The organism is Leptospira ainlahdjerensis (genome assembly GCF_016919175.1).
Lineage (GTDB): Bacteria > Spirochaetota > Leptospiria > Leptospirales > Leptospiraceae > Leptospira > Leptospira ainlahdjerensis.
In genome coordinates this window covers 1-16,477 of sequence record NZ_JAFFPU010000010.1, presented here as the reverse complement: position 1 = coordinate 16,477, position 16,477 = coordinate 1, and the positions used below count along the sequence as shown (strand labels likewise).

16 protein-coding genes and 1 tRNA gene are annotated in these 16,477 nt (G+C 42.1%); 13 read left to right on the top strand and 4 right to left on the bottom strand.

Annotated features, from left to right (window positions below):
* Positions 1-21: 21 nt before the first annotated feature.
* The 7 genes from JWG45_RS02160 (at position 22) to JWG45_RS02130 (ending at position 7,866) form a co-directional block, all read left to right on the top strand.
* Complete coding sequence (locus tag JWG45_RS02160) at positions 22-963, top strand: aldo/keto reductase (RefSeq protein ID WP_205278147.1); 942 nt, start codon at positions 22-24, stop codon at positions 961-963.
* 676 nt (positions 964-1,639) lie between these two features.
* The gene (locus tag JWG45_RS02155; protein WP_205278146.1) at positions 1,640-2,806 is read left to right on the top strand and encodes a LamG-like jellyroll fold domain-containing protein; all 1,167 of its coding nucleotides are present in this window, start codon (positions 1,640-1,642) and stop codon (positions 2,804-2,806) included.
* Positions 2,807-2,821: 15 nt separating this feature from the next.
* Entirely contained in the window at positions 2,822-3,676 is an 855-nt protein-coding gene (locus JWG45_RS02150) for an alpha/beta fold hydrolase (protein ID WP_205278145.1), read from the top strand.
* 137 nt (positions 3,677-3,813) lie between these two features.
* The gene (locus tag JWG45_RS02145; RefSeq protein ID WP_205278144.1) at positions 3,814-4,611 is read left to right on the top strand and encodes a histone deacetylase; all 798 of its coding nucleotides are present in this window, start codon (positions 3,814-3,816) and stop codon (positions 4,609-4,611) included.
* Between the two features lie 441 nt (positions 4,612-5,052).
* Positions 5,053-5,397, top strand: a complete 345-nt coding sequence (locus JWG45_RS02140) for a PilZ domain-containing protein (RefSeq protein ID WP_205278143.1) — start codon at positions 5,053-5,055, stop codon at positions 5,395-5,397.
* Between the two features lie 502 nt (positions 5,398-5,899).
* The gene (locus JWG45_RS02135; RefSeq protein ID WP_205278161.1) at positions 5,900-6,679 is read left to right on the top strand and encodes a GNAT family N-acetyltransferase; all 780 of its coding nucleotides are present in this window, start codon (positions 5,900-5,902) and stop codon (positions 6,677-6,679) included.
* 95 nt (positions 6,680-6,774) lie between these two features.
* Complete coding sequence (locus JWG45_RS02130; RefSeq protein ID WP_205278142.1) at positions 6,775-7,866, top strand: hypothetical protein; 1,092 nt, start codon at positions 6,775-6,777, stop codon at positions 7,864-7,866.
* A 519-nt stretch (positions 7,867-8,385) separates the two neighbouring features.
* Here JWG45_RS02130 and JWG45_RS02125 read toward each other — a convergent pair.
* The 4 genes from JWG45_RS02125 to JWG45_RS22075 are packed head-to-tail and all read right to left on the bottom strand — an operon-like array spanning position 8,386 to position 11,356.
* Entirely contained in the window at positions 8,386-9,081 is a 696-nt protein-coding gene (locus tag JWG45_RS02125; RefSeq protein ID WP_205278141.1) for a glycosyltransferase family 2 protein, read from the bottom strand.
* 2 nt (positions 9,082-9,083) lie between these two features.
* Positions 9,084-9,875 (bottom strand): hypothetical protein, encoded by a 792-nt coding sequence (locus tag JWG45_RS02120; protein WP_205278140.1) that lies wholly within the window; start codon positions 9,873-9,875, stop codon positions 9,084-9,086.
* Between the two features lie 12 nt (positions 9,876-9,887).
* Positions 9,888-10,970 carry an LIC_10450 family protein gene (locus JWG45_RS02115; protein WP_205278139.1) on the bottom strand — a complete coding sequence of 361 codons (1,083 nt, stop codon included), beginning with the start codon at positions 10,968-10,970 and terminating at the stop codon, positions 9,888-9,890.
* Positions 10,967-11,356 carry a hypothetical protein gene (locus JWG45_RS22075; RefSeq protein WP_232380470.1) on the bottom strand — a complete coding sequence of 130 codons (390 nt, stop codon included), beginning with the start codon at positions 11,354-11,356 and terminating at the stop codon, positions 10,967-10,969. The genes JWG45_RS02115 and JWG45_RS22075 overlap by 4 nt, the downstream gene beginning before the upstream one ends.
* A 147-nt stretch (positions 11,357-11,503) precedes the next feature.
* On the opposite strand from JWG45_RS22075, the gene rpsT reads away from it, so the two are divergent.
* The 6 genes from rpsT to JWG45_RS02085 form a co-directional block, all read left to right on the top strand.
* Positions 11,504-11,776 carry a 30S ribosomal protein S20 gene (rpsT, locus tag JWG45_RS02110; RefSeq protein WP_205278138.1) on the top strand — a complete coding sequence of 91 codons (273 nt, stop codon included), beginning with the start codon at positions 11,504-11,506 and terminating at the stop codon, positions 11,774-11,776.
* 16 nt (positions 11,777-11,792) lie between these two features.
* Positions 11,793-11,865, top strand: a tRNA-Val gene (locus JWG45_RS02105).
* Positions 11,866-11,898: 33 nt separating this feature from the next.
* A complete protein-coding gene (gene glmM / locus JWG45_RS02100) occupies positions 11,899-13,281 on the top strand; it encodes a phosphoglucosamine mutase (protein ID WP_205278137.1) in 1,383 nt (460 codons plus the stop codon).
* Position 13,282: 1 nt separating this feature from the next.
* Positions 13,283-15,115 carry a glutamine--fructose-6-phosphate transaminase (isomerizing) gene (gene glmS / locus JWG45_RS02095; RefSeq protein WP_118966661.1) on the top strand — a complete coding sequence of 611 codons (1,833 nt, stop codon included), beginning with the start codon at positions 13,283-13,285 and terminating at the stop codon, positions 15,113-15,115.
* A gap of 4 nt (positions 15,116-15,119) precedes the next feature.
* Positions 15,120-16,166, top strand: a complete 1,047-nt coding sequence (locus JWG45_RS02090) for a GlmU family protein (protein WP_205278136.1) — start codon at positions 15,120-15,122, stop codon at positions 16,164-16,166.
* Positions 16,167-16,184: 18 nt separating this feature from the next.
* Positions 16,185-16,477 (top strand): carboxyl transferase domain-containing protein (locus JWG45_RS02085; RefSeq protein WP_332476224.1); only part of this gene is annotated, 293 nt, incomplete at its 3' end.

Here is a 16,477-nt window from a genome sequence, read left to right as displayed (position 1 = left end):
TTGAAAGGAAAGAGCTTTGTGATGAACTCAATCTCACGGATTCAATTCTTAAAACGTTTCGGTGCGACGATTGCGGGTATAGGATTTCAAAAAGATTGTTTTGAATTATTCGCGAAAGAAGGTCTCAATATGCTGCATAGAATTGTTCCCGGAACCGGAGAAAAACTTCCGGCGATCGGATTAGGAACTTGGCAGACGATGGATATTTCCCGTAATTCTCCCGAACTCGAAAGTTTACGAGATGTTTGGAAAGAATTTCTGAACCAAGGTGGAACGGTCGTGGATTCTTCTCCCATGTATGGAAGATCCGAAGAGACGGTCGGAATTTTAGCGACTGCTTTGCCGGAAGAATATAGAAAAAGAATATTTTATGCGACCAAAGTCTGGACGAGAGGAGAAAGCGCCGGAAAAGCGCAGATTCTTTCCTCGTTTCAAAAATTAAAGGCCGACACAATTGATCTATTCCAAATTCATAATTTACTCGATACTCAGACTCACCTCAAAACTTTATATTCTTTCCAAGAAAAAGGAAAAATCCGTTATATCGGTTTGACTCATTACTTAACCTCTGCCTTTTCCGAAATGGAAAGAATTGCAAAATCGGAGCGTATCAATTTTCTGCAGATTCCGTATTCGATTGTAACTCGGGACGCGGAAGAAAGAATTCTGCCCTTTGCCGAATCAAACGGTATCGCGGTTTTGGTTAATCGCCCTTTTGAGGAAGGTGAACTTTTCCGAAGAACTCGCGGAAAAATTCTTTCGGATTTTTTCAAAGAATGGGGTTGCGAATCCTTCGGACAGGCTTTTTTAAAGTTCATTCTTTCCCACAACGCGATCACCTGCGTGATTCCCGCAACTTCAAAACTCTCACATTTGAAGGATAATATGAAAGCTGGGTTCGGAAAACTTCCCCTGGGAAAAGATCGAGACGAATTTAAAAAAAGACTTCTGCAAATTTTATAAAGTAAGACTTCAAAAAAAATGAATTCGACGAAATCAAATCCTATCTCGGGTCTTTTGCAGAATCAAGAGCGATCGAACCCTGCTTGATCGTTTTCGAATTTAAATCCATTCTATTCAGTTTCAAAAGATTCGAAAAATAGGAGGATTCACTCCCGGGAGTATTGATTTCTTTTATTCTCGGATCCCTCAGTATTTCGCTCTGAGAATAGAATCTACTACTTCGTTTTAGAAAAGTTGGCTGATTGGTTCTTTGGATTCGTATAGGATCCCAGGTGAAGTCGTTTGGGCCTTAAGATAAGGATCGGGATCGGAAAGAATTGTTTTGTCGTAATCTGCGCCATTCTCGAAAAGGCGGATGTAGTTTTACTTTCGCCGCATTGAAAATTTCATCAGAAAATCTAAGATGAGAAGGGAGCGATTCAACCCTTGACTCCTTCCGATTCTAGATTGAGAATGGAAACTGCTGGATCATTCGAACCGTATACTCAAAGATACGATTTTCACGGAAAAGAATCTAAAAAACGGAATTCGAGTCATATAATGATTGTCTTTTTGTTTCTTTTTTTATAAAATTCGTTTCACAATTTGGGTCGTTCTACTTTCGATCTTAGTTTCATTTTTAAGATCCGAAAAATTCGGCAGAACGTTTCCGATCTTGAAATCTTATGTGAAACTTATGAAATTGAAAATGTTATTGTCGATTCGACTCCATGTGGTCCTCTCATTCTCCTTATCAGCGCTTACATTCTGTCAATACGCTTTAGAGTCGCCTTCGGCGCCGGAGTTTTCTTTGTTAGGATTGGCTCGTCCGAGCGTTTCCTCTGGTCCTATGGGATTGTCCGTCAATCAGACCGATGTAACGAGCGGATCCACTTATAATTTCCAATCCGTTCTAAACGGATTCAGATCTCCGAATGTTGCGATCACGATCACGAATTCTTCTGGAAATACGTTTGAAATACCTTCAACGAATTTTATTACGATCTCCGGAACGAATGCTTCGGATTTTATTCTAACTGGCTCGCCTAACGGAACCATTGCGAATGGAGCTTCGGTCACGACAGAGCTTTATTTCAGCAGTTCTTCCTTGGGAACAAAGGCGGCCATTCTTACATTACAACCGGGAGGAGGTTTTTCTCCCATCAGTATAAACTTACAAGGAACGGGGGTAAACAATCCTCCCGGTATGTCTTTGTTTTCACAATTCGAAACTCTAACCTTCGCCGATTCTTCCGGCAACGGGAATCGCGGTTTTGTGAGCGGGAACTTCGGTTCTCCGTTCGTAACGGGAATACGCGGCAACGCCATTCGACTCGGGTACGGGGCCTCTCCAACTTTTGAATATATTACGATTCCGGATTCCACGCCTCAAAACTTTCACTTTTCGGGAGCTCAGGCGATTTCCATCAGCTCATGGGTTCGACCGGATACGGGGAATCTCGGAACGATTTTCGATAAATCTCAAAACAACGACGCAAACCCGAATGTGATCTTTGATTTCTCTGCGAGCAACTCCGGACTTCGTGTGGGATCTTGGAGAGAGTCGGCGGTTTCGGAAGCCGTCGCTTGGGCGGGTTCGATTTCGAGCGGATGGCATCACGTAGCCTGCGTTTATGATCCAGGTTCCAATCCAAATGTAACCTTATATCTTGACTCGGTGCCGGTTCAAACTGGAAATATCGTATCCACTCCTACTGCTGGAGCAAATTCTGCGGACGCAAACATAGGAAGATTTAGAAGAGACGCGAGTCAACTTTATGTTGGATCGATGGACGAGTTGAGAATATATTATCCCGTCGCACTTTCGGCTTCACAGATTCAATCGATATACAATAGTCGCTAACAAAACAGGTGTTATATGACGCTTCAAGAATGGAAACAGTCCGGTTCTTTTTATTCGTATCAAAATTGGAAGATCTTTTTTAAAGAGGAAGGGGAAGGCGAACGTCTTTTGCTGATCCACGGCTTTCCGACGGCGTCTTATGATTGGGAAAAAATATGGAAGCCCCTTACAAAAAAATACAGATTGATCGCCTCGGATTTACTGGGATTCGGATTTTCTTCCAAACCATCGATCGAATATAGCATATTTTTACAGGCCGATATCATAGAATCGTTGTTATCCGAAAGAGGAATCGAAGAGGTCGTTATTCTCGCACATGATTTGGGGGATACGATCGCTCAGGAATTGTTGGCGAGATTTGTAGACAGAAAAAAAAACGGCAAAAAAGGACTCAAAATCAAACGAATGATCTTACTCAACGGTGGAATTTTTCCCGAATCACATCGGCCGCGTCTCATTCAAAAACTTTTACACAGTCCTATCGGATGGATTCTATCTCGGCTTATGAATCGGAAGTCCTTTCAAAAAAGTTTTTCCGCGGTCTTCGGAACAAAGAGTAAACCTTCTCAAGAAGAATTGGATCGGTTTTGGAATTTGGTTTCTTCCGATGGAGGAACTAAAATCGCTCATCTTTTGATTCGATACATTGAGGAAAGAAAAATCAATCGAGAACGATGGGTGGGAGCCATTCTTAATTCCCCGATTCCGATTCGGATGATCAACGGAATGGCCGATCCCGTGAGCGGGGCACATTTGGTGGAGCGTTACAAAGAATTATCACCGAAAGCCGATATCGTTGAATTGAAGGACATAGGACACTATCCTCAAGTGGAAGCTGCAGATGAGGTGTTGCAAGCGATTTTAGAATGAAAACCGCTCTTTCATTCGTAAGAAAGAGAATCATTCTTTTGGTCTAAAGGGATTCTCCTTGAAAAAAAGAGGTTATAAAAGATCTTGATAGAAACAGGAAAAAAGGGATCAATTTCGATCGATCTTCTATTCTTTTCATGGCTAAATCGAGTTATAATAATCCCAGATTTTTTGATTTTGTTTACGATGAATTTTTATCCGCCGCTATCGACGATCCCACTTCTTCTTTTCAAGAAGGAATTCTTTTTCATTCCTTAACGAGCGAAAGTATATTAGAATTATTGGATATAACCGGAATCCTTCCCGAAATTCACAAAAAAGGATACGATAAGGTTCAACTTGAAATTTCCGGAATGGGGCAGGATTTTCAAAGACTTGTTTTGATTTCGGAGAAAGAAATTCTTCTCCACCTTCGATTGAGTATTCAAGAATATAGATTGGAGATCAACGACTACTTCTTTAAAGAAAAATATTTAATCATCAACTGGTTGCAGACACGTCATCCGAAATCGCCGACAAACGATAAACATAGGTTGTATCCGGGCCAGGACGTTCCCGGGCTGGGGGTTTTTCACCAGATCTCCGATTTTATAGGTTTTTTGATTCTTTCGCTTCGATTAAACGGAGCGGTGATTCGTCCCGAATACTTTCACGACGCGGTTTTATTTTCGAAAAAATTTCATTTTCTCACTCCGGAGGCGCAGGCACTTTTTCTCGCTTTGAGAAGAGATTTTAAAAACGAATCGATTCGTGGTATTTCCACGTATCTTCATTCCGGCAAGATCCAAGACCATAAGACGATCGTTCAGTGGAAAGCCGTTGAGATGATTCTATTTTTGGAGAAAACTTTGAATCCGTTTGTCTTCAACAAAAAGTTCGATAAAAAAGTCGGTAAAATTTTGGATTCTATCAAACTCAGTATTGTGGAATCTTGATCGGTTTTTTTCCAAAAATTTTTCTCCAAATCCGAGGATACTTTTTGAATTTCAAAATTAGAATGGGGAATCTTTAGGCTCTCGAACAAAAACGTTTGTCGTTTCAAGGAAAGAGCGCTTTGATCTATACTTTTTTATTATTCTTTTGGGAGGCAACTGTGAATGGAAGAAAGGTCGGAACAACAGCAATTTTGCTCTTCGAAAAAAGTATGGACCGGCTTTAGAAAATTTGCATAGTCCTTTGGGATTATTTTTGATTCTTTATTGATTCATTGTTATGAATCCTTTGAAAAGAACGAACCGTTTCTACCTTTCTCTTGCCCTTTTCTCGTTTTCTAATGAATTTCGTTTTATAAAAAGCTTCAAAAAAAACTTGTAATTCAAAACTGTTGATTTCAAAATCTGACTTCGTCGAATTCATAAATGGAAGCGAGAGTCAGTATGGATCACAGAAAATTTCCAAGAGTTTGTCCGGCAGTAAACGAGGTCATTGAAGTTCAATTGATGGGTCTTAACTTTTTGGAAATTCTCAATGCAAAGGATATCAGCATCGGCGGGGTTGCCGTGGAAGTGCCTCATCTATTCGAAGGTTGTGACTTGAATTCTCCCATTCAAATGATTCTCACGCTTCCCGGTCGGAACCCCCTCAAACTTTCGGGAAAGGTAAAACGAAAGGTCGCCGCTCCCAAAGCCTCGCTCTTCGGGGTTGAATTTAGTTCCTTGGATGCAAAGGCAAAATATTGGATCGAGTCTTACATTCAATCTCGAGTTCAGATGGCTTCTTGATTTTCAAATTTTATCTCTTACTCTCGATTCGCATTTAAGAATGAAAAAACGCTTTTGATTCTTCTTTTATTTTTCCAATTCGAGAATTTTTTTTAAAATCAAAGGTCGATGTTTCAAAATCCGAATCCGGAAATTCTTGAATCAACCTTCTTTTCAATCTTAGAGGACGGATCTTCCCAATTCGAAAATTCTTCTTGGACGTTTCTTTTCTGGTTTCAATTCCTTTCTTTTTTTATCATTTTAGAATTCCTTAAAAACCTCATTCTCAAGGCAGATCCGATTTTGAATCTGAAAATTTTGTAGGAAATCGTTTTGAAACGTGAAAGATAAAAGTTCCGGAAATTATAATTTTCTTATTTTTTTATAGGAATTCATTGAAATTGCCTAAAAATCGAATTCTCATTTTTATCACTTTTGAGTCATCGGAATTTATTTCCTATGTAATCTGTCCGTAACGAGAACGAATATGATAGGGGACAATCTAAAACCGAAGGATACTTCTATGGGAACAGGTTTCGTAGATAACAAAATCAAAACAGAACGAAAATTGGAAGTTCGCATCGCCGAAAACCAATTGGAGATCGAGAGAACCTTAGCGCTTCGTTACGAAGTTTTTAACCTCGAATTGGGGGAAGGTCTTCCACAATCTGCGGCGACACGCAAGGATAGAGACGAATACGATCTCTTCTGCGATCACCTGATCGTTGTGGATAAAAACCGCGAAGATAAGATCGTCGGTACCTACCGAATTCTTCGCAGAAGTGTGGCTAAGAAGAATATAGGTTTTTATTCCGATAACGAATTTGATATCACTAAAATTTATGAGTTGGACGCGGAAACCGCAGAAATCGGTAGAAGTTGTGTTCATCCCGATTATAGAGACGGGTCCGTTATTTCTATGCTCTGGGCGGGTTTAGGAATGTATATGAAGAAGCATGACGTGCGTTATCTCTTCGGATGCGGGTCGATTCACCAAACAGACGCTCAATCCGCGAACGAAGCTTACGCGTATTTAAAGGACAAAAACGCGCTCGCCGGAAAAGAATTCGACGTAAAACCTCTTCCCGGTTTTGAAATTCCAGGCTTTGACCCGAACTATGTTGTGGAAGATATGAAGTCGGTTCAAAAGACGATTCCCGCTTTGATCAAAGGATACGTTCGTGTGGGTTCTCTCATCTGCGGAATTCCTTCTTGGGACAAGGTTTTTAAAACCATCGATTTCTTTATCCTCTTTGATGTTCGTGACATCGAATCCAAATACGGAAAACGTTTTCTCGATTAAAAAGCTCTTTCTCAGACTGACCCGGAACACCCTTGACGGGAGTTCCGGCGTTTTATTAGTATCTTTTTAGGCGTCTGCCTGAAGATATCTTTCCGATGAAACAAAATGAAATAGATTTTCAGCATCCGACTAAACGGGATCAAATTCGATTCTATTCCTTGGTGGCGATTGCCGGAATCTTAATGGTCACGGCTTATAAACTTGGATCCCCGTCTTACTATTTAGGTTGGGTCGCTTTTTTTATCAGCGCATTCTCGGTCGCCGGAAATGATGCGGTACAAACGGTTGGAACTTTTATAGAAAGCAAAAGAACCGTTCATTGGATTCCAAAACTTGCAGTCTTAGGCGGAACGATCGCCATCATTTTTTTAGGCGCTTGGGTCTTTCACGATTCCCAAGTTCATTTCGGAAGATTGGAAAGTTTTCCCGAAGTCAGAGAATTCAATCTGATTCAACTTCTCGCTCCTCTTATCCTAGTCATCATCACTCGACTGAAATCTCCCATCTCGACTACGTTTTTGATCTTGGGTCTTTTCGGCGGAAGCAATATCGAAAAGATGCTGACCAAATCCTTTTTCGGTTACGGGATCGCGTTCGGGGTTGCGATTCTTGTTTGGGGAATTCTCGTAAAGGTGGATCCAAAAGAATACAAGGAAGATCATGTTCCCGATCCGAGAAGTGAAAAACGATGGGCTTTGTTTCAATGGGCCTCCACGATTTATCTTTGGATCGCTTGGCTTCGTCAAGACGCGGCTAATATCGTAATCTATCTTCCGAGACACCTTTCTATCTTAGAATTCGCGCTCGCGATCTCCATGCTCATCGTCGCTCTTGGAATTATTCTTTATACGAACGGCGGAACCATCCAGGAAATCGTAACTGAAAAATCGGACATTCAATGGTCCAAGGCTGCGACGATCGTCGATCTCGTTTACGGAACGATTTTGATCGTCTTTCATGAATGGAGTAAGATGCCGATGTCGACGACCTGGGTTTTTTTAGGAATGCTCGCCGGTAGAGAGATCATTCTTAACTTTATGACATTCCGGGATTTACCGTATCTGGAAACATTTCGTAAAGTGGGAAAGGACGTTTTACTTGCTTCCATGGGAATCGCGGTGAGCGTTTTTATTTTTATCTTGGCTTCCCAGATTTATCCGGAGACAACTTCCGGTTTCATGAAATAGTTTTTTTGAATACTTCTTCGCGGAGTTGGGTTAATATTTTATAAAATTAGAATGTAATTCCGACATCCAAATCGAGATTCGATGTGTCTCCCCTCATTTTTTTATAAGAGCGATTCGTTTTAAGAATCAACAAAGTTTTTTTTCTTCGATCTCTAAATTCAGGAAGGAAAATTCTAAAATGAGTTTTCAAGTGGTTTTGAATCGGGCTGAACGATTGCAATGAATTCTTTTTCCGACAAACGAAATCATTGGGAGTGCCGTTTCGGATTTGGATCTTACGTCTTTTGAAAGCACAATATCGATGAGAGATTTTTGTGCTAAGGCTTTGGCTCAAAAAAGGTCGGAACTCCGGAGAAAAAACTCTTTCTCGAAGTGATTTTCGATCTCCAAAAATAGATTTTAAAATTGGGAAATTGAAATTAGAGGCTTCTCGGAGCCTTTTGAGGTCGGAACTCCGAGCAAAAGTCCTTTCGAAAAACTCGCGACCTGGAAAACGAATGGAATTCTAAACTGTAATTCTCATTTAAAAAGGTTATAACGAAGAATACAATAGATTGCTCTGAAACCGTCTTTCCAACCGATTTTTTTGCCTTCCGCGTAGGTTCTTCCATAATAGGAAATTCCTACTTCAAAAATTCGAACGTCTGGAATCTTTGCGACCTTTGCGGTAATCTCCGGCTCAAACCCAAAACGGTTTTCTTTGATGTCGATCGACTGAATGATTTCTCTTCGGAATGCCTTGTAACAGGTTTCCATATCGGTGAGATTGATATTGGTGAACATATTGGAAAGAGTGGTGAGAACCATGTTTCCCAGGCGATGCCAATAATACACGACTCTGTGAGGTCTTCCACCTAAGAATCGACTACCAAAAACGACGTCCGCCTTACCCTTGTAAATCGGATCGATCACTTCCGGAATTTCAAACGGATCGTATTCCAAGTCGGCGTCTTGAACGATCACGATATCTCCGGTTGCCGCTTTGAATCCGGTCCGAAGCGCGGCGCCCTTTCCCTGATTGACTTCGTGAAAGAGGATCTGATCCGCTAACTTTTTAAAAGGAGCGGTTTGTAAAAGATCTCTGGTTCCATCCTTGGAACAATCGTCGACGATAATGATTTCCTTATTTTTGATCGGAACTTTTTTGACCGTTTCCAGAATATTGCGAATCGTATTTTTTTCGTTATAACAAGGAATGACGATGGAAACTTTCATATTTACCCCAGACCGGTGATCTCAGCCATCCGGAAATCCCGGATAATCGTTTCAGCTCTTACAATTATTTTTTCAAGAGCGATCCCGAAAACCAAATTCTGATACGATTCTGCGGCTTTCGGAAATTCTTTCTCATCGATTTTGATCGAGAGTGTTTCCGAAACACGTTTTTTATCCATACATTCATGGATAGAAGTGAGGATCCCTTTGAGAGCGAGACAGGTTTCTTTCAGAATATTCTGTCCGTCTTTTTCCATTGCACTTTGATTGCCATTCGCGTCCAGGAGCGCCTTCACGTGTTCGTTGATCCGGTTGGAAGGCAAACCTCTACGGCTGATCCCCATTCTTTCGATGATTGTAATCGCGTCTTTAAACACTGAAAACTCGGGAGTACCTTTAAAAATATAAATCAACGCCGGAAGTTCGGTTTCTGCAAAGGAAAGGATCGCTCCGTAAAAATATCTGATTTCCGGTTTTGCGAGCGGGTGAAAATCGATTCTCTGGTATTTTTTGAGTCTGGCTTCTTGTTCTTCCAGGATCTTATTGATCGTGTCCCCTTTGGCGGCTTGCTTTTTATCTTCCAGTTCTTTGTATTTTGCTTTTAGGGTTTCTAAGAATTGGATTTCTTCCTTTAAAAATTGAGTCAGATTCCCTTTTTGTTGGAGAATCATCATCAATCTGGACTCGAAGGCTTTCAGATCGAAGGCCTTCGGATTCTTTTTGGAATTTTCGGAATATTCCGCTCTGAGTTTTTCCAGAACGGCTTTGATTTCGGCGCTTTGTAAAGGTTCCATAGGAGATTGCTCCTATTCAGTATCGACCCATCTCTCCAAGGAAATAAGCAAAGAAGATATATCTTCGGAACAATACAGGAGCGCAGTTCTCGAATCTCGGAACATCTGCTGCTGGTTGTAGGCAAGTTGTTTAATATGATTGTCGTTTTTTGTATTCAAAACGTTCAAAGTGTTGAGAACCATTTTTTTCAATTTTTGAATCAGGCCCAGCATCATTTCTTGCATTTCCCAGAGAGTCACCAATTTGAGTTTTTCGCTGTCCAAAGTTTTGGATTGGAGAAGTTGTTTTCTGGAGGATTCATATTTCGCGGTGTAGTAATTGACGGATCTTGGATACGTCGTCAGTTCTTTGTGGTAGTTTAGAATTTTGTCCAGTTTCTGAAAGAATTCAATATCGAATTCGCGATTTAGATTTCCGATGATGTTCTTGTTTTCGGAAGGATCACCGGTGATTTCAAAAATTTTAGAATTCTGAAGATTGTTTAGAACGGAATGAATTCTTTCCTTGATCTTAGTCAAATCGGAAATCCTTTTTTCGACGATGTTTGTTTCTCCGGGAGAAGAAGAGCCGAAATCGATCTTAAACGAAGAATCCTTGGATTCCTTGAAAGAAGAAACGGATGGGGAAGAATGTTCCATGATATTCAGATCCATTCTTCCCAAATCGAGAGTTGTATTGTCCTTAGCCTTTGTTTGATCCCAAGCGGGTTCTTGGAAAATACTCTGTTGAACGGCGCCTTCGTTGATCGTCTGAGATTCGTTCGGCTTTGGAATTCTGAACGAAGATTGTTGCTGTTGCGTTTTCGCAATGATTTCTTGAAGAGTGATTTTTGCCGAACCCGGAGTTAACGGTTTTGAACCTTGTCTTTTCGGAATCGGAGTAGAAGATGGTTTGTGAATCTGAGTCGCTCCTTTTGCCGGAGATTCGAGAGTGATTCTGACAAACTCAGCCCTTCTCGTGCTACGATTGAATCTGAGAGCGAATCGATTTCCCTGTTTATCAATAAATTTCTGATCGAGCTGGTCTAAGGAAAGTGCGTTCGGATCCACGGATGATATGGAATCGACGACGATGTATTCCGATCTTTTGTTCATAAAGATCCGTCCTCGAAGTTTCTTACTTTTTTTTCGGGAAAAGATTTCTCACAAACGAATGAATTTGAAATCGGAACCGGTTGTAAGTAAAATTCCAAATATGTATTTTGTAGAATTTCTTCCATTACTGAATAGATCGAACGGGATCTATTCAGGCAATACTCAAAGATTTGTAAATAAGAACTTTCTCGAATTATAAAAGAGGCAGAGACTTTCTCTCGTTCCATCGTCAAAAAACACCTCCCCGAATCCTCAAAATCCTGCAAAAACCGAATTCCCAGTTCTGCAAGTTCCGAAAGATCGATGTCTTCTTTTTGAAGACGGGAAAAAAAGTCAGGATCCAAATAAATCGAAAGAAAAATCTTTCCAATCCGATTTTGTCGCATTTTTATACCTCTGTCTAAACGGTTCCTGAGGGATTTCGTTCGGATGGGAAAAAGAGGTCGGAAGTACGGAATTTTCCAGGAATTCATTTGACAGAGGGGAGGGTACAGAAAACCTGGAATCACTTATTCGATAGGAAGTATTAAGCCTTGGCTAATATTAAGTCTTCAGAAAAGGACATTCGGAGAACAAAACGTAGAAATGCGGCGAATTCTCAGAATCGATCCAGGCTCAGAACGCAAGCAAAGAAAGTTCTGAAAGCCATTAAAGATAAAGACCAGAACGCGGCGACCGCTCTATATGTAGAGTATACCTCTCTTCTGGACAAAGCTGCAAAAACAAACCTGATTCACTTCAAAAACGCAGACAGAAAAAAAAGCAGAATGGCAAAACGCCTGAATGCGGTTTCTGCTACAGCATAAAAAACGGAATTATAGAGGGCGATTAGCTCAGCTGGTAGAGCGCCTGCCTTACAAGCAGGATGTCGGCAGTTCGATCCTGTCATCGCCCAAATAGTTTTCTTCCGGAAAACACCCCAATCTCTATGAATACTAAATCTCCCGTATTCAATCACCCTGACCTGATGGTTTCTGTTTCGGGGATTCGCGGGATCATTCCAACCGGCCTTTCTCCTGAAGTTATTTTTGACGCTCTTCGCGCTTTCGGCACCTGGATCGAAGGATCTAAGATCGTCATTGGAAGAGATTCTCGACCTTCCGGTCCTTATATTGAAAATATCGCACTTGGATTGATGCAAGCAATGGGGAAGGACGTCCTACAATTGGGAATCGTTCCTACTCCGACGGTTAAGGCTGTGGTCAATCTTTCGAAAGCGGGGGGCGGGATCATGATCAGCGCTTCTCACAATCCGATCATCTGGAATGCTTTTAAATTTATCGGTCCCGGCGGATTCTTTACCGATGCGGGGGCTCTGGAGCAGATTTTAGATACGGTTCGCAATCATTCTTACAGACCAATTCAGTACAAACCTTCTTCTAAAATCGTTTCCGGAAAAGAATGGTGTGAAAAACACATTGAATCCGTTCTCAAACGGGTGAACGTAAACGCAATTCGTAAGAAAAAATACAAGGTTCTCGTGGACGCGGTCAGTGGAGCGGGGAGTTTTCTTGTTCCCGAACTTTTGGAAAGACTCGGTTGTAAGCCGATTCTTATGCACTGTAGTCCCGATGGAACATTTCCTAGACCACCCGAGCCGACACCGGAAGCACTCAAACTAACTTCTCGAAAGATGAAATCTTCGGGAGCCGATATCGGTTTTGCTTTGGATCCGGATGCGGATCGTTTGGTTGTTCTCACGCCTAAAAAAGGTGCGATCTCGGAAGAATACACTCTTCCTTTGAGTTTTCTTTCTCTTACATTGGGCAAGTTTCCAAAGAAAGCAAACATGGTCGTCAATCTCTCGACGAGCTTTATCAACGAATTTGTAGCCGGTAATTATGGCGTTCCCGTGACTCGTTCTAAGGTGGGAGAAGCCAACGTTGTTTCCGATATGCTTCGCCACAAATCCGTGTTTGGCGGAGAGGGAAACGGCGGAGTGATCGATCCTGAGATCGCTTCCTTTGGAAGAGATTCTCTTTCGGGAATCGCGCATATCCTAAACGTGATGGCGGCGACGGGAAAGAAGATCGATTCTCTCTTGGAAGAAATGCCTTCGATTCATATGCAGAAGACCAGCTTTAAAATCGCCGGAAAGAATCTGCAAGATATCTATTCCAAATTCAGAGGAGAGTTTTCCTCTTATTCCGAAGAGACTTTGGACGGTTTGCGTCTTGCTTCGGAAGATTCTTGGATTCATATCCGACCTTCGAACACGGAACCGATTATCCGAGTGATAGGCGAGGCTCGAACCAAAAAAGACCTCAATTCTCTGCTGGACCGTGCGGGAAGACTTATGGAGAATGCCTGATATGTGTGGAATTGTCGGTTATGCCGGTAGTAAGAATGCGGAATCAGTACTTGTCGTCGGTCTGATCTGCCTAGAATACAGAGGATACGACTCGGCCGGGATTGCGGTCTTAGATCAGGGAGACATCCTGGTCAGAAAAGCGAAAGGAAAGATTAAGGATCTCGAGGCTCACCTCAGAGAGTTTCCAGCTCCTGGAAATGTCGGAATCGGTCATACTCGTTGGGCTACCCACGGAGAACCGAACCAGATCAACGCTCACCCGCATACGGATACGAATTCTACGATCGCGGTTGTGCATAACGGAATCATCGAAAATTATTTAGAACTCAAAAACGAACTCAAAAAGAAAGGACACGTTTTTCAAAGTTTAACGGATACGGAAGTTCTTCCTCATTTATTAGAAGAAGGCAAGAAAAGCGGCAAATCCAATAAGGATTCTTTCCTTGAACTGTTCGGCAAAATTCATGGGAAATGGGCGATTTCGACCGTTTTTGAAACGGAACCGGATCGTGTTTATTTCGGACAGGATGGAGCTCCTCTTCTGATCGGTAAGGGTAAGGATGAATTCTTCTTGGCTTCCGATATTTCTCCGCTTACCAGAAACTGTGAAGAAGTCTATTACGTAAATTCGGGTGAATGGGGTTATTTTAATCAAAAGGAATTTAAACTTTTTGATTTTTCAGGAAAGGAACTCACTCCGGTTTTCAAAAAACAGGAACTGCGCTGGGAAGACCTCGATAAAGGCGGTTATCCTCATTATATGATCAAGGAGATTCACGAACAAGCAGGGATCTTTCGTAAGGTCATTCAAGAACGTATATTAGATAACGGTGAAATTGTTTTTCCGGAAATCAAACTCAACAAAGACGTTCTTTCCAGAGTCAATCGTATCATCATCCAAGCCGCAGGAACCAGTTATTACGCTGGAATGATCGGCAAACACTATCTCGAAAATTTCGCAAAGATCCAAACTGACACCGAAGCTTCCTCCGAATTTCGTTATAGAAATCCGGTCGTGGAAGGCGACACACTCATCATGGGAATTTCCCAGTCGGGTGAAACCGCTGACACGTTAGCTTCCATTCACGAGGCGAAAGCAAAATTTATCAAAGTGATTTCTCTTGTGAACAACGTGAATTCTACGATTGCAAGAGAATCGGATTCTTACATTCGAACCGACGCGGGACCGGAGATCGGAGTCGCGAGTACGAAAGCGTTCACAGCTCAGGTTCTGAATCTGCTTTTGTTCTCCATTTACATGGCGAATTTGAAGTGGCTGATCAGCGACGAAGAAAAGAAAACTCTCATCGAAGAGATTCGTCTTCTTCCCGCGAAGATCGATCGGATTCTCGCGCAAGCAAACAAGATCGAAGAGATGTCTTCTCACTTTACCACGGCGAAGGATTTTATCTTTTTAGGAAGAACTTACAATCATCCGATTGCGATGGAAGGCGCGTTAAAGCTAAAGGAAATTTCCTATATCCACGCATCCGGTTACGCGGGCGGAGAATTCAAACACGGTCCGATCGCGTTGATCACGAACGAGGTTCCGGTGGTTTGTATCGCGACAAAATCCGAAATTTATACGAAGATGGTTTCCAATATTCAAGAAATCAAAGCAAGAAAAGGGATCATCATTTCGATCGTTACGGAAGGCGATCACGAAGCGAAGGCTCTTTCGGATTATTGCTTTGAGATTCCGGAATGTTCCGAAATTTTAAGTCCGATCTTAAACGTGATCCCTCTTCAATTGCTCGCATACTATTCCGCGATTTCAAGAGGTTGTCCTCCAGATCAACCGAGAAACCTTGCCAAGTCCGTAACCGTCGAGTAAGAAGATGCCGAAGATCCAGAGAATTCTCATCGATGAAAGAGAAGTTCCCGCGGGTTTACGATCTCTTACTCGGATTCGATCATTCTCGGAGATTCGAAACGGTATTCTGAATACCATTCAGAGAACGAAAGAACTCTATTCGGATGCAAAGGTATTTTACATTCATTCGAATCCTGCCTTTCAACAGGCGTTTTTGGAAAGAAATTCTAAACTCCTTCCTTACGACGGGAAGGAGGTGGACTTGGTTCTATCGCCGGATTCTTGCCTTCCTTGGAATCTGATCGACGGCACAGCGAAGAATATAGAATCCGATCTCGAACTTAGCAAAGAAATTCAGAAATGGATTCGGAAAATCAAAGTAAAATCGAATCACTTTCAAGTCGTCGGAAAATCCAAACATCTTCACATTCATCCGTCCGCGACAATTTATCCCGGAGTGGTTTTTGATACGACTTCAGGACCGATCGTCGTTGATAAAGACGCGAAGATTACTTCGTTTTCTTTCCTAGAAGGTCCGGTTTACATCGGCCCCAATTCTCAGATTGATAACGCGAGAATTACCGGAGCGACGAGCATCGGCGCCACTTGTAGAATCGGAGGCGAGGTAGGAACCTCTCTCATAGGCGATTTTACGAATAAACATCACGAAGGATTCTTAGGACATTCCGTTTTAGGAAGTTGGGTAAACATCGGCGCTCTTGCGACCACTTCCGATTTGAAAAACAACTATGGGGTTGTCAAAATTCGGGAAGAGGACGACGAATGTATCACCGGTTCGATCAAGTTCGGATCCGTGATCGCCGACTATTCTAAGATCGCGATCGGAGTGATGTTGAACACCGGAACCGTCGTGGATTTCGGATCGAACGTCGTAGCTTCTCGAGTGAGTGGATATGTTTCTCCGTTTACTTGGGCAGAATCGGGACAACCTTATATTCTCGATTTATTCTTAAGAGACGCTCGAAAGATCATGGCGAGAAGAAATCGGGAACTCACGTTATCCGAAACGGAACTCATCCGTATCCTATACGAATCAAAAGTAAAAAAATAAAAATCCGGAGGGTTCTCTATGGAAATTATAGAATCCAAAATACGTACGTCCTCATCGGAGTATAAAGAGAATTTTGAAGATCTAAAACAAAAGGTAGAATCGGTCCGCGGCCTCATTCGTAGAATCGAATTGGGCGGCGGTGAAAAGGCGATTCAAAGACATAAGGGAAGAGGGAAGTTCACCGCAAGAGAACGAATCAACGCTCTCATCGATCCGGGAACCACATTCTTAGAATTTTCACCGCTCGCCGCGGAAGGTGTTTATCCTGACAGTGTTCCTTCTGCGGGAATTCTTACCGGCATTGGAAGAAT